Here is a 17608-nt window from a genome sequence, read left to right as displayed (position 1 = left end):
TGGCCGATCCTCCGTCCGCCGCCGACAGCCGCGCTGCCCGGTCAGAACAGGGACATGGCGTCGGCGTCGCCGGCGTCCTCCATCGCCTCGTCGGTGAACTCCAGCTGGCGGGTGGGGAGCGGCAGGTCCACGATGCTCAGCGAGCCGGGGCAGGACACGAGGGAGCCGTCGTACAGGTTGCGCCCCTCGGGGGGATCGTGACGCCACAAGCGGCCCTTGCTGAGGCGCCCAGCGACCGGACCGGCGGCGATATGCCGGCCGCAGGCCCGGCACTCGATACGGGGCATCTTCACGCCCATCAGTGTGCCGGGCCGGGCCCACCCTGCGGGGGGCGGCCCGGGGAGCGGCTGGCCGTGTCCTCGACCTCGGCGATGATCTCGTCCATGTGCCGCTCCGTCCGGATGCCTCCGGGCTCGTCGACGCGGACCAGGGCGTGCTGGATGACCGCCTTGCGGGTCAGCAGCGCGAAGGCCAGTTCGGCAGGACTGTGCGTGACGTAGTGGGCGACGGCGGCCTCATCGCTGGCGAACGGCACTTCGGCGTCATCGCAGAGAGGGCAACCCTCACCGGTGCCGTCGTAGCCGATGAGCTGACTCGGCATGTGTGTCCTCTCCGCCCTCATCCGGTGCCGCGCCCGTACCGACAGCTGGCGTCCTGGCAGGCGTGTTCCTCGTCGGCGGGCCAGCGGGGTGCCGTGGACCGGGACTGCGCCTGGGCCCTCTGCCGGGCCCAGAACCACCGACGCAGAGGGCTGTCCACCGGGCCCGTAACCACCGACGCGGACACAGAGAACGTATCAGGCGGCATCCACGGCCGTGGGCGCTTCGCGGGCCTCGCCACTCGCGCGGGTGATCGGCGCGCTTGCGGTTGCGGCGGCTCGGCGCCAGTCCCGCACAGTGGGATCGACGCCGTTGGTGTCGGTCTTCCATCCGGAAGGGGCCCGCTCCCGTGCCAGATCGTGGGGAGCGGGCCCGCCCGCGTCACCCGGGGACAGGGCCGCGGTGCGGCATCGCGCCCTGCCAGGTCTCATCGACGCCCCTGGTCGGCTTCGAGGCGCTACGGCGGGCCATCCGCAACCCCGGCTGTGGCCACTGGTACGTGAGGGTCCTGACCCTCGTGTCCCCGAGCAGGTCGACCTCTACCTGGTAGCGGACCGTGCCGTCGGCCCAGTTCTGCCGCGCCCGGACCGGCGCATACCGCCACTCCCCTGCCGACATCACCTTGAGCGCCGGGCGGTCGGTGCTGGGCCAGGTCCACACCTCAGGCCGTGGCCCGTCCTCCCTGCGCCACGGGCGGGCCGGCTGTGCGTCCGGGATGCTGCTCATGCCTCCGACTGTAGGTCAGCCGATGCGGCGCCCGTACGCCGACGCCGCACCGCCAGGCCGCCCGGCCGGCTGCCCACCTGGCAGTGGGGCGGCGGATCGGGAATGTGGACGCTGGGGGCGTGACAGCGCGTACGCAAGGGCCCGCATCGGCTAGTGCCGGGCGGGCCCTGTAAAACCGCGGGGTGGGCGAGTCACATCAGGTCGCTTCAGAGGGTTGATCCTCGGCGGGCCGTGAGACGGTCTGCCCCTCGGGGTGAGTGAATCGCCAGGCGAACTTCACGATCGGGCTCAGCCCTCGAACACCGTCCTCGCGGACGCTCTCGAAGAACGCGTCCAGGTCGCCCGGGTCAAGCTCACGGGGCGGCGCCTCTGGCGCAAGGCCAGCGCTCATGGCGTCCTCCTCCCTGCTTGCTTCCATTTCGGACTACCTCCAGTGTGGCCCAATCAGGACAGTTTGACCTGATCGTGAATCGGATCGGCCGCGAGCATTAGGGCGATGGCGCTCACCCACCCCAGCGCGCGAGGCTTAGAGATGTGCTTACGGGAAGTGGCGTCGACGATCACGACACCGACGGCAGCACGGCGGTCCCCTTGGTACTGGACGGCCGAGCCGATGGCGAGCACTTTAGCCCCCATAACCGCACACAGGCTGTGTGTCTTAAGTCTCCCGTTCCGCAAATAGGACGATGTATTCCTGTGCATGACCTCCTTGGCCGCGACGAGCGCGTCACCCGACAGGGTGCCGGGCGCAGGGTTGCTCTGACGCCCGGCGGATCGGACCAGCTCAAACACGTCACTGGCCTCCCTGTACAGGTAGAAGCTGGCCCGCACGACCTCATCGTCATCCTGCGGAGCCAACTTGTAACGCAGCACGTCAAGGCCCTCTTGCCATGCCTCACGTCGACGGGTCTCACGATTGACCCCCCGCGCCGAGCCGATGGCCCCAGCTTTCTTCACGAGCCTTGCCGCACCGGCCCCCACAGCTCGGAGCTCGGTGGGCGGTTCGGCCTGCTCGGCAAGCTGTAGAAGGGTCACGACAGCTTGAGCTACTGCGGCGATCACGACGAGGGTGATAGCCCAGGCGAAGTGCTTCTCCCGGATCCAGCCGGAAAAGAGGGCACAGACGAACGAGATCAAGGGAAAGGCCGCTCGGACCGCCCACAGCGTCTTGAAGGTCAGCGCGAGTCGGTACTTCATATCCGGAACGTAAGGGAGCCTGAAGACGTCCGCTCCCTGGCTTCCGCCGTTGGTGGAGTCGAGGGCTCAGCCGGCGGTGCCGACACTTTCGACGACCATCCCCTGCCCGAGATCGACCGCGTCGGAGGTGGACCGCGAGGCCGCCCGGTCGGTGCCTCAGCCGATGCGGCGCCCGTACGCCGATGCCGCGCCACCAGGCCGCCCGGCCGGCTGGCCGCCCGGCTGCGGGGCCTGTGCGAGCGGGGCGTGGACGATGGCGCCCGCGTTGGCCTCGGGTATCAGGCCGTACACGAGGATGCAGGAGGCGTCGATACGGCCGGGGCTGTCGGGGTCGGTGGACTGCCAGGTCGACCACTCGCGTTCCATGTCGGTGAACACGCCCCGGAAGCGCACCTTGTCCTGCACCATCTGCTGGGCGATCGGCTCGGCCCTCAGCAGCTTGCCCTGCTTTGCCCGCACGGGGGCGATGGCGGGCATCAGGACGTTCTTGGGGATCTCCTCCTCGTTCTGGAGCTTCTCCCACGACGTCTGGATCGCCAGGACACACATGTCGCGGCCGAAGTTCCACTCGACGTAGATGATCGACGCGTTCGTGCGGTACGCCAGGCGGCACGCCGCCATGGACCAGTCCGCCGACGACATGGGGGCGGACACGTCGTCGGTGATCCAGACGCGGCCGTCGTCACCGAGGAACCCGCCGATGACACCGGCGACGTCCCGGCCGCCGCCGGAGGGGTCGATCGACACGGCGATCTTCTGCGGCTCCACGGGGGTGGTGGTGTCGCGCAGCAGGCGCAGCAGTTCCTCCGACACGAGCGCTCCTTCAGCAGGCTGGGGGTCGCCCTGGTAGAGGGCGTGCCAGTCCCGGACGATCGACGTTGCCTTCTTCTGCGCCCACCACGCCTTCAACCGGGCGACTGCACGGGTGGGGATCTTCGGGTGGGGCAGCGGCTCGCCGGGTTCACGGCCGAGCGGGTCCGGGCCGAACTTGGGGTCGGCGACCGCGGGGAGGTGGATCACCTTCCACCGGCCGCCGTCCTCGATGCGGCCCTCTTCCTGGATACGCCGGCCGGCGAAGTCGTCGGGGTGCCAGCGAGTCTGGATCGCCACCACCGCCGACCGGTCCGGCTGGAGGCGGGACAGGGCGGCCGACGAGTACCAGTCGTGCAGCGCCCGCCGGGAGGCCTCCGATTCTGCGTCCGCGCGGTCCTTGTGCGGGTCGTCGATGATCAGCAGGTTCACGTCGAAACCGGTGAGGCCCTTACCGACGGACACGGAGCGGCAGCCGCCGCCCTTGGTGACCTCCCAGTCCTGCATCGCCCCGGAGCCGGCCTTCATCCGCAGCTCCCACTCGTCGCCGTACTCCTCGACGTAGCCGCGGATCCTCTTCCCGCGCCGCAGCGCCAGGTCGTCGCCGTACGAGGTGACGGCGACCTTGTCGCCCGGGTAGATGCACAGCCACCAGAACGGGAACCACTCGGCCACGCTCGTGCTCTTGCCGACCTGCGGCGGGGTCAGGATCAGCAGCCGGTCGTACTCGCCCCTGCCGACCGCCGCCAGCGCCTCACCGATCACCTTCAGGTGGGGGCGCATCCTGAAGTTCCGGTCGAGGCCGCGAGCGAGCGTCACCGGGTCCCGCAGCAGGTCCGCGCTCATCGCCCGGCGCGCTGCCTCCAGCTGCCGGTAGACCTCCTCGTCGTCCAGGTGCTCCAGCTCGTCCACGGCCGTCGTCACGGGCTATGCCTCCTCGTCCTCGTCGTCGCTGCCGTCCACGGCCTTGATCCGCTGGTTCACCGACGCGGCCAGCTCCCCGAGTCGGGCACGCCGCTGCTCCGGGGGCATCTCCGCGAAGTCGGCGAACTGCTTGGCGAGCGCGTTCGTGCCCTCGGTGGTGACGGCGATCGTCTCCGTGGGGTCGCCGAACAGGACGCGCCGGTGCCGCATGGCGACGTCCATGAGCCGGATGAAGTCGCCGGCTGACAGCTCCTCGGCTCGGAGCGTCTGGAGCCGCTGCGCCAGCTTGCCGACCGCCGCGCCGAGGATCTTCGCGTCGTTCTCGGCGGCCTTCCGGCGTTCCTCCAGCCACATCGCCTCGTACTGCCGGTCGAGGTGCCGGTCGTACGCCTCGACGCGCTCACGCCACCGGTACTGCGCCGCGAGGTTCCTCACGTGCCCGTACGCGAGTGTCAGCCTTTGCGCGGCTTCGGTCAGGGTGCGGGTCCTACCTAGGTCCCTGTACGTCGCGAACTGTCCGTGTTTGTGGGGGGTCTCGTTGGGCTGACGTTCCCACGGGTCCAGTTCGGGGTTGAGGGTGATGGGTGGGCGGGTGCTCATGCGGGTTCACTCGGGACGCGGTTGGGGCCGGAGAGGTACTCACCTGCCAGGCGTTCGAGGAGGCGCCACCCCTGCCCCTGCTCTATCTCTCCCCTGCCTTCCGCTGCCGCGATGGCCTTGTTGATGGTGACGGCCGCGGGTGCGGGCAGGGTGCGCGCTCCGAGGACGGTCTCGAGTCCGACGTTGCCCGAGTGAAGGTGGGTGCCGTCGGGGGCGGTGTAGCCCTCGGCGAGTTCGTCGAGGTGGCGTTCGACGATCGCGAGGATGGCGTGGAGGGCTGTGGCGACGTTGCCGACTTTGTGGGCGGCGTGTGTGGAGGCGAGCGTGTCGAGGGTCTGTTCGTAGTCGGCGCGTGCGGCGAGCCAGCTCTCGTTCTGGCCGAGGCGTGCCTGTTCGAAGGCTTCGCGGGCGGCTTCCAGTTCTGCGGGCAGGAAGATGAGGGAGACGGTGGCGAAGTCGAGGTTCGCTTCGGAGAGGCCTTCGGGGCTGACTTCGGCGAGGAGCTGGAGCTGCGCGTCGTCGAGGCCCGAGTAGGCCCGCCAGTCGACGTCCTCGATCTGGTCGTAGAGCTGCTGGAGGGTGGCCGGGTCGTCTTTGCCGGTGATGGCGTTGTGCGACAGCTGGCGGGCGATGAGCTGGTCTCTGCTCTGCGGGTCGTCGATGAGCAGGCAAGTGATCTCGTCGAGGTCGGCTTCCACGGAGGCGTCGCAGCGGTGGTTACCGGAGACGACGAGTTCTTCGCCTTCCGGGTACTCGCCGGCCCCGTAGATCAGCGGGATGGACGTGAGGCAGCCGTCTTCGCGGATGTTCGCGACGAGCCGGTCGTACTCCTCCTTGGTCTGGTAGTGCGCGTTGACGGCGAGGCGGGTGAGGCGGCGCGGGTCGCGCTGGACGAGGCGGGGCCGGATCTGGCTGCTGGTGGTCATCGCATGTCCTTGCCGTGCTTGGTCTTCCAGATGGTGAGGGCTTCGTTCAGGTCGTACTGCCCGAGGGGGCCGCCGTACTGGAGCTGGTAGCGGTGGATGCCGTCGCCCGGGTCTTTGCTGCTCGCCTCGGTGCGCTTTTGGAGCTTCACGCCGGGGATGCCGCGCCCGTACTTCGCCGAGTTGGGCCGGTCGGTGAACGCGGTGGTCGCCCAGCCGTCGATCCTCTTCGACAGGCTGCGCTGGATGAGGAGCTGCGCCTCACTCGTTGAGGCCGCCATGACGATGAGCTTCGCCAGGCGCCGGTAGCGGGTCCACGAGACGGGGAAGTCCGACATGAGGTAGGCGGTGTTCGGGTCGAACTTCGGCGGCAGGTAGGCGAACGCGCCGATCAGCTTGCCGTCGACGGCGACGCCGCACGCGAGGAGCGGGCTGCCGGGCTTGATGGTCTTCGACATGAACTGTGAGCGGATGCCCGCGAACTGGCCGCCGGTGAGCATGTGGAGCGTCATGCGGTCGCCGAGGGCCTCGTCCTGCCCGATCTTCGGCATGGGGATCGGCTCGACGGGCTGGTGGGGGCGGACGATGCGGCGCGGGCCGGCGGCTGCGTACACGTAGATCGGGAGGCCGCGGTTCGCGGTCTGGACGACGCCGGCGAGCTTGTCTCGCAGCTCGGGGCGTTCGATGTGCAGGCCGAGCACCCAGTTGGGCCGGTCCTGTACCTGCTCGATGATGTGTTCCTTGCCGTCCTCGGTCAGCTCGTCGAACGACGGCTCGGGCCAGTTGAAGGCGGCGTCGATGGACGCGAACTGGGCCTGGTAGTCCTTGGCGTAGAACGGCGGGAACATCACCACGGGCGCGTCGGCGGGCACTTCGTGGTCGAGGTAGTCGCGGACGTCGCCGGCGAAGAACGAGCCCAGCCGGGTCTGGAGGGCGCGGAGCTTGGTGGCGGTCTTGTCGTGCATCCGCTCCCACTGGTCGCGCGTCGCGTCCATCATCCGCTTGTAGTAGGCGCCGTCCTTGTCGACGTACTGGAGGAAGCGGGTGCCGAGCATGAGGGTGGCGAGGAGGTCTGTGCGGTCCTCCAGGTAGGGCTTGAGCCAGCCGAGGGACTCCTCGTACTCCTCGCGCAAGGTGTAGTTGAGGTCGTCGCCGGCGAGGTACCAGCCGAGGGCGCACGAGTACGCCTGGATGTCGTTTCCGTGGACGCGCCGGGTGTCGCCGAACCGGGCGTGCAGCACGCGTTCGATGGTGAAGTTGCCCGAGCAGCCGACGTAGATGTCCTCGCCCGGCCAGGTCCCGGCGTGCTCGTAGATGATCGACCGGAGGGGCGCGGGTATCGAGCCGTGGAACATGAGCCGCTCCAAGAGATCTGACGTCGCAGGTTCTACCTGCGGTTTCGTCGACCTATTGTCAGCGGTCGCGCGGAATGCGAAGGTCCCTGCCCGGGGGCTGCGGGGAGGGGGGGCAGCCCGCCGTGGACGACGCGCTCTACAGCGTCTTCGGTGCCGTGGACTTCACCGACGTGCCCACTTCGTGGATCGGGGCCCGCGGGGCAGCACATGCCACGTATGGTCAGATCGGAGCGTGATCGTTCGGGCACGCGTAGTTCTGTCCGGCCCCTCCTGCTCGGGCCGCACATCTTCCTCCCGTAGAGAGAGAAGCCTCATGACCCCTGATCTCGACGCCGTCTCCAGCCTCCAGGTGACCGGTGCCGGGCCTGCCCGTGGCTCACTTCAGGTGCCCGGTGACAAGTCGATCTCGCATCGGGCTGCACTGCTGGCGGCGATGGCCCACGGCTCCAGCGTGATCACCGGTCTGTCCCGGGGCCAGGATGTGACGCACACGCTGCGCGCGGTCCAGCAGTTCGGAGTGACCGTCACCGACGTCGGCGAGGGCCGTGTGCGGGTGGAGGGGCCGATCCGGCACGAGCCGGCGAACTTCCTCGACCACGGCAACGCAGGCACGGGCATCAGGTTGATGGCTGGGGTCTGCGCCGGAATCGACGGCCTGTCGGTGCTCACCGGAGACCGGTTCCTGCGTCGGCGGCCCATGGACCGGATCGCCGAGCCGCTGCGCAGCATGGGCGCCACGGTCGACGGCCGTGAACGCGGTCGCCTGGCGCCGCTCGTGATCCGTGGGGGCGCCCTGACCGGCATCACCTACGCCCCGAAGGTGGCGTCGGCTCAGGTCAAGAGCGCGGTTCTCCTCGCGGGTCTGTCCGCGACGGGGCCGACGACGGTGGAGGAGATCCACCCGACGCGACGGCACACCGAGGAAATGCTGGCCGACTTCGGGGCGCGGGTGCGAGTCGATGGGCACGCGGTGACGGTCGAGCCGGGTGAGCTGACGGGCACGGACGTCGAGGTGCCCGGCGACCCGTCGCAGGCCGCCTTCTGGGCGGTGGCCGCGCTGCTCGCCGACCAGGGCGAGGTGACCGTCGAGCGCCTCTACCCCGGGTTCGGCCGCGCCGACTTCGTGGACGTGCTGAAGCGCATGGGCGCGGACATCGACTTCGACCTCACCACGGGGACGTTGACCGTGCGGGCGTCGAAACTGCGGGCGATCGAGCTCACCGCCGATGACATCCCCGGCATCGTGGACGAGGTGCCCATACTGGCGATGGCGGCCGCTGTCGCCGAGGGCACGACCACCATCTCCGGCGCGGGTGACCTGCGGGCGAAGGAGTCCGACCGGATCGACTCGACCACCCGCATGTTGCGGGCGTTCGGGGTGCAGGTGACAGAGACCGAGGACGGCATGGTCATCGAGGGCACGTCCCGGCTGCGCCCGGCCCGGGTCGACAGCCACGGTGACCACCGGATCGCGATGACGGCCGCTGTCGCCGGGGCGTGCGCTGCCGAGGGCACGACCGTCATCGACGGCTGGGACTCTGTGGCGACGAGCTACCCGGCGTTCGCCGCCGATCTGGTGCGGCTGACCGGGGCCGGCGTCGAGCCGGGCGCCTAGTCACGGCCGACGGCCGGGTGGCCCGTCGGCGCAGGGGCTCGGGTGACGAGTGACCGAGTCGGCTTCGACGACGAACGGTACGGGAAGCGCATCGTCGTCGAGCGAGCGAACAGTGAGACGCACTACCACGTCACGGATTGACGCAGTAATACCAGAAGGAGAACTCGCAGACTCCAGGCGCCAGATCTCTGCACTCGAGGTGCACGTCGCAGCCTTCCCTCTCGGTCGGCTCTTCAGCGATGAACTGCCGACTTAGCCCGAAGCTCTCGAAGACTTCGAAGATCTGCGTCAGAGGAAGGGACATTAGCGGCTTGTAGTATGCGGACACCATTCCGCCGTTGCGGAAGGCCAGGCTGTCGAGGAACTCTTTGTAGTCCTCATAGCTGAGGTTTGACAGTGCGTGCTGACGGCTTACGCGTAGGCGCTCGACGTCCTCGGCGGTGCGGGCGAACCAGTCTTCGTCGCTCGCCAGCAAGTCGGCGTACTCCTTCTCGTTCTTCGCCAGCCGGTTTCGGTCGATCTCCGTCGACTTCATGCTCTTTCCTCCTCTCGCAGATCTCGCGAGAGTCCCGCGGGATGTCGCCAGTGAAACGCACATGGCCATCACCTGAGTGGCGAAGGGAATTTGACCGTTGAAGAGATCGCAGATACTTGACGCCAGGGCCCCTGCTCGTACGGCACCTAATCACCATTGTTGGCGACGCTGAGCGGCCTCGCATCCTGGGGCGCATGTCTGACGGGGCGGCGGCTCGGGTCATTCGCAAGGGGCGGCTGTGACGGCACAACAGCACTGCACCGGCGACTAGTTCTGTAACGGCCGGACCATTCCTTGTCACGGCCGACGGCCCGCTCCGCCCTTACGGGTGGAACGGGCCGTCGCCGATCGGTGCGTACTACCAGGTGTAGCCGTGGTGCGTGAACTCGGCGGCGTACGCCTCCTCGATCGCCTGACGGGCCGCGGGGGTGAGGACCTGACGGTAGTCGCTACCCGGGGGCCGGAACTGCGACTTCGCCCGAGGCAGGGTCAGCGCGGGCAGGCCGACACGGGCACACAGGGCGTCAAGGCCCGATTGCAGGTGCTCGTGGCGGACGATGACGTCGACCATCACCTCCCCTCCGTCGGTGTACAGCCCCCAGTTGAAGGCGTCACGGAACTCGCCGGACTCGATGAACGCGTCGATGGGGATGCGCGGCTCGGTGCGGTGCCGGTGGAAGTAGAGCGAGATGACTTTCTCGTAGGGGCTGCGTTCCAGGCACACGGTCAAGTAGCGGTCCCACATGCTGGCGCCGAGCGCGTCGCGGATCTCCCGGGCAGGCATGTGGTTGTAGAAGCGCACGCCGGGCCCAGGTCCGGGCGGTACCGGCTCCGGGCCCGGCCTCTGCCCAGGGTTCAGGTGGTGCTGTGGGCCCGGCCTCCCTCGGTCGCCCGTAACGCCTCGTCGCGCGGCGACTTCGAGGTGATGATGTCCCGCTGGCCGGCGTGACGGGACAGGGCGATCTCCACCGACGTGCCCGCGGTTTTCCGGGTGCGGACGAAGATCAGCCCCGCGTTGTGCATGGACCAGCATGATCGGGTCTCCTCCCGTCGGGTCACAGCTCCGGAGGCAGGTGGCCGTCGCCCGATGCGCCGGTGGTGGCCAGGGCTCGCCGGTAGGGGGCGGGTGCGAGGTCGGGAGCGCTGCGGGCCGGGAGCATCGGGTCGACCTGAACTTCTGGACCGTCGCCGCCTACAACACCGGCCGCTACGCCGACGCGGAGGACATGGCCTCCACCGGCCTGGCCGCAGTTCGCGGACGTTCCACCCCCCGCGTCGAGGCCATGCTCACCAACCGGCGAGGCCGTGCCCGTGCCCACCTCGGAGACGCCCGCTGCTGGGAAGACTTCGACCGAGCCGAAGCCCTCCTCGCCGAGGCGTCCGGGCACCACGACCCGGACTGGGCGTACTGGTTCGACGAGGCGGAGGTGCTCGGAGCCCGAGCATCCAGCCACCGCGACATGGGACAACCGAGCCCCGCCGCCGAGACATTCGCCCGGGTCCGCGACCTCATCGACCCAGCCCACGTCCGCACTACCGCCCTCTACACCGCACGGCAGGCGGACGCACTCCTCGACGAGGCCGAGGTCGACGGCGCGTGCTCAGCCGCTCACCATGCCTTGGATCTCGCCGAGGCGATCAGTTCCCACCCGTCCACCGGTCCGCTGCTCGACCTCACCGAGCGGCTTGCCCGATTCGACAACACACCGGCCGTACGGGACCTCCGTGAGCGGGCGCAGGCCGTGCTCGCAGCGTGAGGCTGCGCCGGAACAGAGCAGGGGGATGCAAAGGACCCCGCCCGGGGGGGGATGGGCGGGGTCCTTCGATGGTGGAGCGCCGGCCACGACTTGAACGTGGTCCTACCCCCTGGAAGGGGGCCGTGCGGCGGTTACACCTCCGGCGCATGAATTGATCGTGTGCTGCTCGAAACGATCAACCGCCTCAGATCATACATGCGGCGGCTCCAGTCGTGGGTACAGGTCGGGCGGCAATCAGGCAGGGAGAGGCTGTGGTTCCGCCTGCGGCTGTCTCGTTGTTGGCCTTGGGGTTATGGAGGGACCAGTAGCGGCGCGCCGCTGAGCAAGACCACATACACGCTCTCGCAAGCACAGCAGAGGGGCTCGACAGCGAATGCATCTGATGGGCAGTCGAGTTACGCTGAAAGTGGGGCCGCTAGCGAAGTCGCCTAGCCCTTCCATTCAGACCGATCACGGACTGAAGGGGCACTCCCATGAGCACGGCACCAGAACCGGAAGAACAATTCACGCCGCCAATCACCGGCAGCAGGAAACGACTGGAAAATGTGGCCCGGAATGCGGTCGGGCCAGAACCCAGGTACACCATCGGCTACATGGATCCAATGCGGCCGCGATACACCATTCTCGGGCAAGGCACTTCCTACATAGCAGCGATGAAGCTTTCAGCAGCCAAGGCTCCGGCTGCGGGTTTGGACGCCGGCACGGAAGGCATTGTGTCCTACGACCTATGCGAAACCGCAGACGCCAATATCGGTCAAATCAACATGATGACCGCTTCATCTTTCTGTGGGCTCGGGGGCGCATTGTGGGGGTACCACCTGGCCAGAGGGGTCCCTTACGATCACCTGACTGAGATCATCCCTGACGCCAACCGGAACCCCGAACACTTCATTCCGACCGCGACTGCTGCTCCACTGCTCAACGCAAGCGAACGGCTCTTTGGTCACGCAAACGATAACAGGCGTCACCCGCCACTGCCCGGTTCACACGTTGTCTGCGCAAACAAGCACATAACGGTCCGGGGTCCCGCATACGCGTGGGCCATCATAGCTGCGGCGATAGCCAAGGACCCCGAAACGGACAGCAGTCTCTTCATTGAGGACTGCGGAAAGTTCGACGCCCACGCTTACGGAGACAGGGCAGGCACCATAGCCCCCAGCCCTGCCGCAGTAGAGGAAATGCTCGAAGAGCACCGCAACGCAGTGATCACAAGCATCGCAGCCTGCGGCGAAAACTACGGCGGACACACGGATGGAAATTCCAGGTATTCCGGAGCCTTCATATCCGCCAGAGCCATCTATGCCGCAGCCGATGAAGTAGCGTGCGCACTGGCTTGCGCTCCGTACATACTCCTGGCCCAGGATGACATTCCGTTCAACTCCGACGGGACGAAGGAGGATCCCAAACTTCTCCTCGACCTCGACATCGAAGAATGGGAGCAGCGGGTATGGCCCGGCCAGGGGGATTTCCGGACCTCTTTCCCGCCCGACAAGTGGGTGCTCGTCGAGGGCGTCCCATAGCATGAAGGATCGGGGAGCAGCTCAAGCTGCACCGCGGCGGGCAGCCCTTCTCACCCACAGTCCCGGCCCGTGGCGCCAGCTCGGCACTCACTCCGGCCCCCCTTCCGCTATAGCCAACCGTCACCTCCAGCCGCACACCCGCCCGGGTACTCTGCATTTCAATGACAAAGGGGTTCTCCATGAGTATCACTTCGGAGATTCTTGCGCTTCCTGACTCGGAGGCTCTCGAAGCGCCGTCAGGGCCATATGAGGGTGACCTGAGCCCTCTCGCCGCTTCTGTGGTGCGCCGGTGGGGGGAAGGTCGCCATGAGGGATTGAAGTGGCAGGGGTTCACCTTCAGCAGCGGCATCGTCAAGCCTGATTCAGGCGTTGTGGCATCAGTCTGGGAGCTTCTGAACGACCAACCGACCCTGGGGGCGGCGGCAATTCGAGTAGCGAACCTCCTTCCAGGCAACAACAGGGTCGATGTGGTAGTCGACGTGGGCTGGGATTCGCCTTTGACCTACCAAATCATGTTCCTGATCGTCAACTAGCAGGGACCACATCGGCGACGCTGCCGAAATAGCGGCACGACCAGAAACGGAAAGGCCCCGCCCAGGGGCGGGGCCTTCGTTCGTGGAGCGCCGGCCAGGGCTTGCACCTGGAACCCCCGACTGGAAGTCGGGGCGTGTTACTTACACGCACCAGCGCGGGCGGTCGGTCGCGCCACAGCTGTAACGACCGGCCGATTCGGATCGTACATCAGCCAGCTGGAAGGGCGAGATCCCTGGTGGCGTCCGTGATCGACTTTCGGAGTTCCGTCATGTCCCGGTAGCCGAGTTCTGTGCCGAGGAGGTTGCGGTGAACCTCGTGGTGGACGACCCAGGGGCCGCGGATGTGGAGCCGGTCGCCGTCCACGGTGACGGTCCAGTGGGAGTCAGCGGCCGGGCCCTGCTTGTCCGGCGGGAGGGTCCAGGAGGTGTCCGGCTGCTCGCCTTGGGCGGGCCGCGTCCACCGTTGCCACTGGGGGTGTCCGGTGACCTGGTCGAGGGCGGCCGGGATCTGGGGCGCATCCGCGACGGGCACGGTGACCTCGTACCGGCCGGGCTGGGTGACGACGCCGGCCGGGGCGTCAATGCGGTTCAGGTAGAACGACTCCCCTCGGATCTCGACCCTGTACGGGCCCATGGCCGCGGTGGGTTCCTGAAGTGCTCCCATGGCTGCTCCTTCGTGGCTGTGTCGGCAGGCTATCTGCCTGCGGTGGGCTGGCGGGGGCTATCCCTGCGGATGCGGGCTGGCCAGGACGCCCGTCATGAGGTCTTCGCTGAGGGCGAGGGCGTCGACGCCGGGAACGTGGACCGTGGACACCTCTGCTTGCTGGCCGGTGGGCTGCACCTCGTCGACTATCCAGTGCCGGACGTGCTGCTCGCGGATGTCGGCCCTCGCGGCGACCCTGCGTCGATGCTCCTCGATGACGAAGAACCAGTCGGGCAGGTCGGGCGCGGTGATCGTGACCGTGTGCAGCGGGGTCGGCTGGGTGCCCGTGCCGACGCGCATGGACGTGCGGAGCGGCCCGTATCTGATGCCACAGATGGCGGCGACGCTGCGGACCAGGCCGAGGGCGTCCTCGCTGGCCGAGCCGATGCGTGCTGAGCCGTCTTCGGTGACCGTGCCGTCGGCCGCGAAGTACCCGGCGAGCCAGGACAGGAGGAACGCCCGCGTCTCGCGGAAGTCGGGCGCCGCCTTCCAGAGGCGAGGCAGGCCGTAGATGCGCAGCGCCTCCTTCCCGCCGTTGGCGGTGATGAGCTTGGTCTCGTGCGCGGCGAAGAAGGGCAGCAGCGCTTTGTCCTTGTCCTGGTCGTAGATCGTCAGGGTCGCTGGCCGTTCGCCCTGGCCCTTGTCGCCGTCGCCGTCGCCGTACACGAAGCCCTGCGCCACGGCGAAGGGCACCATGCCGGTCCGCGTGGTCGGGGAGGCCTTGACGTCGCGGAGCACCGCGCCGGGGGTGAGCTGCTCGGTCGTCGTGCGGGCCGTGACCGTCTCGTAGCCGTTGTGCCGCCCGTTCGCCTTCGGGGGGCGGAGCTTGCGCACGTGCGTCATCCAGGGGTGGTCGGCAGTCGTCAGCAGCTCGCGCTTCTGACGGCCGCGGTGCATCGTCACCCGCCAGACGGGCCGCAGGCCTGCGTACTCCACCTCGACGTCGCGGAACATGGCGTGGCTGCTGATGCCGTACGGGGTCGTCTTGGGCACGAGGAGTTCGTGCAGGCCGTCGTAGAGGTCGCCGATCCGCCTCAGTCCGGACCGGGTCACGACCTCGACACTCGCGGCCAGGGTGCTCATGGGTTGTCCTCTCGTAGGTGAGGGCGGGGCGGAAACCGGCCCAATGAGGGCGATGGTTCCGCCTGTGACCGCCTCGTAGTCGGGGCTTGGGGTGGTGGAGTGCTCGGGGGGTTGAGGTGCTTAGATCCGCAGTGAGGGCCGGGGGCGCTGCCTGCCCCCGGCCCTCACTTATGTGCCGGTCAGTGCTGGTCGGTCCACCGCATCCACGGCCACAGGCCGCCGATCTGGTAGCGGTCGTCCCCGTCGGGGGTGACGGTCTGGGTGCCGTTGTCGTCCCGGTAGCGCTGGTCCCAGGCGAAGACGAGGTCGGCACCGTTCCACTGGGCGGTCAGGCCGCATCCGGCGTTGAGCGTGTTGAGGTCGTGGGCGATCTGCTCGGCGGTCGCCCGGGTGACGCTGATCGGCTCGTACGGGCCCCAGGAGTCGGTGGCGGGCAGAGCCGGGTACGGGCCGTAGTCGCTGCCGTCCACGGTGAACAGCTCCTCCGGGTTCTTCGGGCACGGCCACCACATGGTCATGGCGTTCGCCCCGTAGTACATGGCCTGGCCCATGTCGTCGAACCGTGCCGTGTCTTCTGGGGTGCAGCCGCATCGGATGTGCAACACGCCGAGCTGCGTGGTGCGCAGGGTGATCCCGGGGCGTGCCGGGATGTCCCACTCGGTGGCGCCGTCGGTGCTGTGCACCCGGTAGACGGTGGGGGTGGTACCGACGCCCTCGATGTGGACGAGGATGCCGATCCGGTCCGGCCTGGCAGGGTCGAGGACGAGGGTGGTGCTGCTGGTGGCCTCCACCTGGTAGGGCGGGGCGGGCTCCAGACCGTCAGCCGCGCGCTTCCTGCCGATCTCGGCCGCCTGGATGCGGCGCATGCGGGCGATCTCCAGGAAGGCGAGGCCGATCGCTTCGCGTCGTGCGCCGCCGGTGCCCCACACGCGGCGGTTGCCGTTGACGTCGCGGACTTCCCACTCGTCCCCGTTCTCCGGGGTGCGGTAGACGGCCATCGGCCAGTCGGGGACGTTGGTGTGGGACGGGGTGTCCTCGGGCCAGCTGCCGGGGACGGTGAACAGGTAGCCGTGTTCGCCGAACGGTGAGGGCTTCGGGAAGCGGTCGGGGCCGTAGATCGCGAGGTGGACGTCGGGCGGGTTGTCGTTCACGGGTGCCTCTCTCGGGCTGGTTGGATGGAGGGGAGGTCGGGGCGCGCTGCCTGCGCCCCGGCCTCACCTGCGGGGGTCAGTTCTGCGGCTGGGCCGTCGTCGCGGCCAGGACGTGCACGGCGGAGCTGGTGCCTCCCGGGCGGGGGCCGGAGCAGAGGTACTCGCCCCACTCGTCGTTTACGCGGCTACCGGTGCCGTCCCAGATGAGCTGCCGGTGGCACTGGGCGCAGGTTCCGGCGTCCTCCCCCGGTGTGCCGTGCGGCCGTTCGTCGGCGGCCGGGGCCGCCTGCTCCTCGCCCTGGTCCTTGTTGGGGTCGGCGGGCAGGGTGACGAGGAACGTGTCGGGCTGGCCCGGGACCGACGTCCAGTCGGCCGCGCGGAGCAGGGAGTTCGAGCGGTTGAAGGCGAGCATGTCGAGGAGCGTGTCCCGGATGTGCTGCCGGGTCGGGGCGCTCATCTTGGGGAACAGGGCGCCGTCGTTGAACCGCCAGATGGTGTCCTCGCCGTCGCGGACGCTGGTGAGGACGCTGCCGTTGACGGTGATGGCGGTGGCGGTGGGCAGCTCCTCGCGGATCAGGTGGGCGATGAGGAGCAGGCCGCGGTCGAGGACCTCGCGCCGTTTCTGGCCTGCCTCTCGGTAGGCGTCCTCGAAGTACTCGGTCCAGAAGGCCTTGCTGGTCATGTCGGGTGGTTCCTTCCACTGGTGGGCTGGTCGAGGTGGGGCCGGGGGCGCTGCCTGCCCCCGGCCCCGGGAGGTGATCAGGAGTTGGCGCGGTTGGCGCGGTCGAAGGTCTGGAGGACCCGCACGGCCTGGTCGATGTTCTCGGCGCTGTAGACGCCGATGCCGGCCGTGTCGAAGTCGCTCATGTTGGCGTCGGGGATGAGCGCGGTCGTGCAGCCGGCGGCGATGGCGTAGCGGGCGGCTTCGTTGACGTCGGCCACGGGCCGGACCTGACCGTCGAGGCCGAGTTCGCCGATGAACGCGACGTCGGTCATGGCGTCCGGGGCGTAGTGTCCGGCCGCGCCGAGGATCGCGCAGGCGATGGCGAGGTCGTGCGAGCTGTCCAGGGGGCGGCCGACGACGGTCTCGACGGTGACCGTGACGCGGCCCTCGGGCCAGCTGTAGCCGCCGTTGAGGATGGCCGCGCGGACGCGGTCCATGGTCTCCCGCTCGTAGCCCGTGCCGCTGATGGTGAACCAGTTGGGGCCGGGGCCGACCGTCGCGTGGATCACGGCGGCGGACTCGCTTGCCGCGCTCACCTTGGCGCGGCCCTGGCCCGCGGTGTCCTGCTCGGCGGGCCAGGCGACGCCCAGGCCGCGCTGGTCGTGGTCGACGACCAGGCCGGTGCGGTACAGGGCGTCACCCACCACGTAGTTCGGAGTGGTCGCGTCCTCGAGAACGTCGCCGGGCGCGGCGGCCAGGACGGCGTACTTCAGGTTGAAGGGGTTGCCGTCCTCGGTGAGGATGCCGTTGTTGATGACGCCGATGCGGGTGGGGCGGGCCGTGTTACCCATGGGTGCTCCTTCGTGGAGGTTGAGTTGGGGCATGGCCGGGGGACGCTGCCTGTCCCCCGGCT

21 protein-coding genes are annotated in these 17608 nt (G+C 68.6%); 4 read left to right on the top strand and 17 right to left on the bottom strand.

Annotation, left to right across the window (positions count from 1 at the left end; genetic code table 11):
• Window positions 1-41: 41 nt before the first annotated feature.
• The 9 genes from ABTX60_RS07155 to ABTX60_RS07115 form a co-directional block, all read right to left on the bottom strand.
• The gene (locus ABTX60_RS07155) at window positions 42-293 is read right to left on the bottom strand and encodes a hypothetical protein (protein ID WP_502992286.1); all 252 of its coding nucleotides are present in this window, start codon (window positions 291-293) and stop codon (window positions 42-44) included.
• Between the two features lie 5 nt (window positions 294-298).
• Window positions 299-601: a hypothetical protein gene (locus tag ABTX60_RS07150; RefSeq protein ID WP_352096052.1), complete on the bottom strand. Its 303-nt coding sequence runs from the start codon at window positions 599-601 to the stop codon at window positions 299-301.
• Window positions 602-980: 379 nt separating this feature from the next.
• Window positions 981-1325, bottom strand: coding sequence for a hypothetical protein (locus ABTX60_RS07145; RefSeq protein ID WP_352096051.1), 345 nt, complete (start codon window positions 1323-1325; stop codon window positions 981-983).
• A 196-nt stretch (window positions 1326-1521) separates the two neighbouring features.
• Window positions 1522-1716 carry a hypothetical protein gene (locus ABTX60_RS07140; protein WP_352096050.1) on the bottom strand — a complete coding sequence of 65 codons (195 nt, stop codon included), beginning with the start codon at window positions 1714-1716 and terminating at the stop codon, window positions 1522-1524.
• A 53-nt stretch (window positions 1717-1769) separates the two neighbouring features.
• Window positions 1770-2522 carry a hypothetical protein gene (locus ABTX60_RS07135; RefSeq protein ID WP_352096049.1) on the bottom strand — a complete coding sequence of 251 codons (753 nt, stop codon included), beginning with the start codon at window positions 2520-2522 and terminating at the stop codon, window positions 1770-1772.
• Window positions 2523-2678: 156 nt separating this feature from the next.
• Window positions 2679-4256, bottom strand: a complete 1578-nt coding sequence (locus ABTX60_RS07130) for a terminase large subunit domain-containing protein (protein WP_352096048.1) — start codon at window positions 4254-4256, stop codon at window positions 2679-2681.
• Between the two features lie 3 nt (window positions 4257-4259).
• The gene (locus ABTX60_RS07125) at window positions 4260-4856 is read right to left on the bottom strand and encodes a hypothetical protein (protein WP_352096047.1); all 597 of its coding nucleotides are present in this window, start codon (window positions 4854-4856) and stop codon (window positions 4260-4262) included.
• Entirely contained in the window at window positions 4853-5782 is a 930-nt protein-coding gene (locus ABTX60_RS07120) for a ParB N-terminal domain-containing protein (RefSeq protein WP_352096046.1), read from the bottom strand. Before ABTX60_RS07120 ends, ABTX60_RS07125 begins: the two co-directional genes overlap by 4 nt.
• The gene (locus tag ABTX60_RS07115; protein ID WP_352096045.1) at window positions 5779-7134 is read right to left on the bottom strand and encodes a putative antirestriction adenine methyltransferase; all 1356 of its coding nucleotides are present in this window, start codon (window positions 7132-7134) and stop codon (window positions 5779-5781) included. Before ABTX60_RS07115 ends, ABTX60_RS07120 begins: the two co-directional genes overlap by 4 nt.
• 313 nt (window positions 7135-7447) lie before the next feature.
• Here ABTX60_RS07115 and aroA point away from each other — a divergent pair, with 313 nt between their 5' ends.
• A complete protein-coding gene (gene aroA / locus ABTX60_RS07110) occupies window positions 7448-8749 on the top strand; it encodes a 3-phosphoshikimate 1-carboxyvinyltransferase (protein WP_352096044.1) in 1302 nt (433 codons plus the stop codon).
• Between the two features lie 130 nt (window positions 8750-8879).
• Here aroA and ABTX60_RS07105 read toward each other — a convergent pair whose 3' ends face one another.
• From ABTX60_RS07105 to ABTX60_RS07095, 3 genes are all read right to left on the bottom strand, one after another.
• Window positions 8880-9284 carry a hypothetical protein gene (locus tag ABTX60_RS07105; RefSeq protein ID WP_352096043.1) on the bottom strand — a complete coding sequence of 135 codons (405 nt, stop codon included), beginning with the start codon at window positions 9282-9284 and terminating at the stop codon, window positions 8880-8882.
• Between the two features lie 358 nt (window positions 9285-9642).
• Window positions 9643-10086 (bottom strand): hypothetical protein, encoded by a 444-nt coding sequence (locus tag ABTX60_RS07100; RefSeq protein ID WP_352096042.1) that lies wholly within the window; start codon window positions 10084-10086, stop codon window positions 9643-9645.
• Between the two features lie 53 nt (window positions 10087-10139).
• Complete coding sequence (locus ABTX60_RS07095) at window positions 10140-10307, bottom strand: hypothetical protein (protein ID WP_352096041.1); 168 nt, start codon at window positions 10305-10307, stop codon at window positions 10140-10142.
• A 50-nt stretch (window positions 10308-10357) separates the two neighbouring features.
• On the opposite strand from ABTX60_RS07095, the gene ABTX60_RS07090 reads away from it, so the two are divergent.
• From ABTX60_RS07090 to ABTX60_RS07080, 3 genes are all read left to right on the top strand, one after another.
• Complete coding sequence (locus ABTX60_RS07090; RefSeq protein WP_352096040.1) at window positions 10358-11041, top strand: NsdA family TPR-like regulatory protein; 684 nt, start codon at window positions 10358-10360, stop codon at window positions 11039-11041.
• A gap of 473 nt (window positions 11042-11514) precedes the next feature.
• Entirely contained in the window at window positions 11515-12561 is a 1047-nt protein-coding gene (locus ABTX60_RS07085) for a histidine decarboxylase, pyruvoyl type (RefSeq protein WP_352096039.1), read from the top strand.
• 179 nt (window positions 12562-12740) lie between these two features.
• Entirely contained in the window at window positions 12741-13094 is a 354-nt protein-coding gene (locus ABTX60_RS07080) for a hypothetical protein (RefSeq protein WP_352096038.1), read from the top strand.
• A 208-nt stretch (window positions 13095-13302) separates the two neighbouring features.
• Here the strand turns inward: ABTX60_RS07080 and ABTX60_RS07075 are convergent, their stop codons facing one another.
• From ABTX60_RS07075 to ABTX60_RS07055, 5 genes are all read right to left on the bottom strand, one after another.
• Entirely contained in the window at window positions 13303-13758 is a 456-nt protein-coding gene (locus ABTX60_RS07075; RefSeq protein WP_352096037.1) for a hypothetical protein, read from the bottom strand.
• Window positions 13759-13815: 57 nt separating this feature from the next.
• Entirely contained in the window at window positions 13816-14880 is a 1065-nt protein-coding gene (locus ABTX60_RS07070) for an LAGLIDADG family homing endonuclease (RefSeq protein WP_352096036.1), read from the bottom strand.
• Between the two features lie 179 nt (window positions 14881-15059).
• Window positions 15060-16031: a hypothetical protein gene (locus ABTX60_RS07065; RefSeq protein WP_352096035.1), complete on the bottom strand. Its 972-nt coding sequence runs from the start codon at window positions 16029-16031 to the stop codon at window positions 15060-15062.
• A gap of 76 nt (window positions 16032-16107) precedes the next feature.
• Window positions 16108-16713, bottom strand: coding sequence for a hypothetical protein (locus ABTX60_RS07060; protein ID WP_352096034.1), 606 nt, complete (start codon window positions 16711-16713; stop codon window positions 16108-16110).
• A gap of 77 nt (window positions 16714-16790) precedes the next feature.
• Window positions 16791-17546 carry a magnesium chelatase domain-containing protein gene (locus tag ABTX60_RS07055; protein WP_352096033.1) on the bottom strand — a complete coding sequence of 252 codons (756 nt, stop codon included), beginning with the start codon at window positions 17544-17546 and terminating at the stop codon, window positions 16791-16793.
• Window positions 17547-17608 lie beyond the last annotated feature (62 nt).

It is taken from the genome of Streptomyces sp. NPDC126510, from assembly GCF_040302345.1.
Classification (GTDB): Bacteria; Actinomycetota; Actinomycetes; order Streptomycetales; family Streptomycetaceae; genus Streptomyces.
Note: the sequence above shows the minus strand (reverse complement) of the source record. Positions and strands in the feature narration are given on the sequence as shown.

Bases quoted from the DNA above. Each gene is read 5' to 3' on its own strand.
- ABTX60_RS07095 (WP_352096041.1), bottom strand. From the start codon at position 10,307: ATGCACAACGCGGGGCTGATCTTCGTCCGCACCCGGAAAACCGCGGGC.
- ABTX60_RS07115 (WP_352096045.1), bottom strand. From the start codon at position 7,134: ATGTTCCACGGCTCGATACCCGCGCCCCTCCGGTCGATCATCTACGAG.
- ABTX60_RS07055 (WP_352096033.1), bottom strand. From the start codon at position 17,546: ATGGGTAACACGGCCCGCCCCACCCGCATCGGCGTCATCAACAACGGC.
- ABTX60_RS07140 (WP_352096050.1), bottom strand. From the start codon at position 1,716: ATGAGCGCTGGCCTTGCGCCAGAGGCGCCGCCCCGTGAGCTTGACCCG.
- ABTX60_RS07120 (WP_352096046.1), bottom strand. From the start codon at position 5,782: ATGACCACCAGCAGCCAGATCCGGCCCCGCCTCGTCCAGCGCGACCCG.
- ABTX60_RS07150 (WP_352096052.1), bottom strand. From the start codon at position 601: ATGCCGAGTCAGCTCATCGGCTACGACGGCACCGGTGAGGGTTGCCCT.
- ABTX60_RS07105 (WP_352096043.1), bottom strand. From the start codon at position 9,284: ATGAAGTCGACGGAGATCGACCGAAACCGGCTGGCGAAGAACGAGAAG.
- ABTX60_RS07145 (WP_352096051.1), bottom strand. From the start codon at position 1,325: ATGAGCAGCATCCCGGACGCACAGCCGGCCCGCCCGTGGCGCAGGGAG.
- ABTX60_RS07125 (WP_352096047.1), bottom strand. From the start codon at position 4,856: ATGAGCACCCGCCCACCCATCACCCTCAACCCCGAACTGGACCCGTGG.
- ABTX60_RS07085 (WP_352096039.1), top strand. From the start codon at position 11,515: ATGAGCACGGCACCAGAACCGGAAGAACAATTCACGCCGCCAATCACC.
- aroA (WP_352096044.1), top strand. From the start codon at position 7,448: ATGACCCCTGATCTCGACGCCGTCTCCAGCCTCCAGGTGACCGGTGCC.
- ABTX60_RS07060 (WP_352096034.1), bottom strand. From the start codon at position 16,713: ATGACCAGCAAGGCCTTCTGGACCGAGTACTTCGAGGACGCCTACCGA.
- ABTX60_RS07080 (WP_352096038.1), top strand. From the start codon at position 12,741: ATGAGTATCACTTCGGAGATTCTTGCGCTTCCTGACTCGGAGGCTCTC.
- ABTX60_RS07070 (WP_352096036.1), bottom strand. From the start codon at position 14,880: ATGAGCACCCTGGCCGCGAGTGTCGAGGTCGTGACCCGGTCCGGACTG.
- ABTX60_RS07135 (WP_352096049.1), bottom strand. From the start codon at position 2,522: ATGAAGTACCGACTCGCGCTGACCTTCAAGACGCTGTGGGCGGTCCGA.
- ABTX60_RS07075 (WP_352096037.1), bottom strand. From the start codon at position 13,758: ATGGGAGCACTTCAGGAACCCACCGCGGCCATGGGCCCGTACAGGGTC.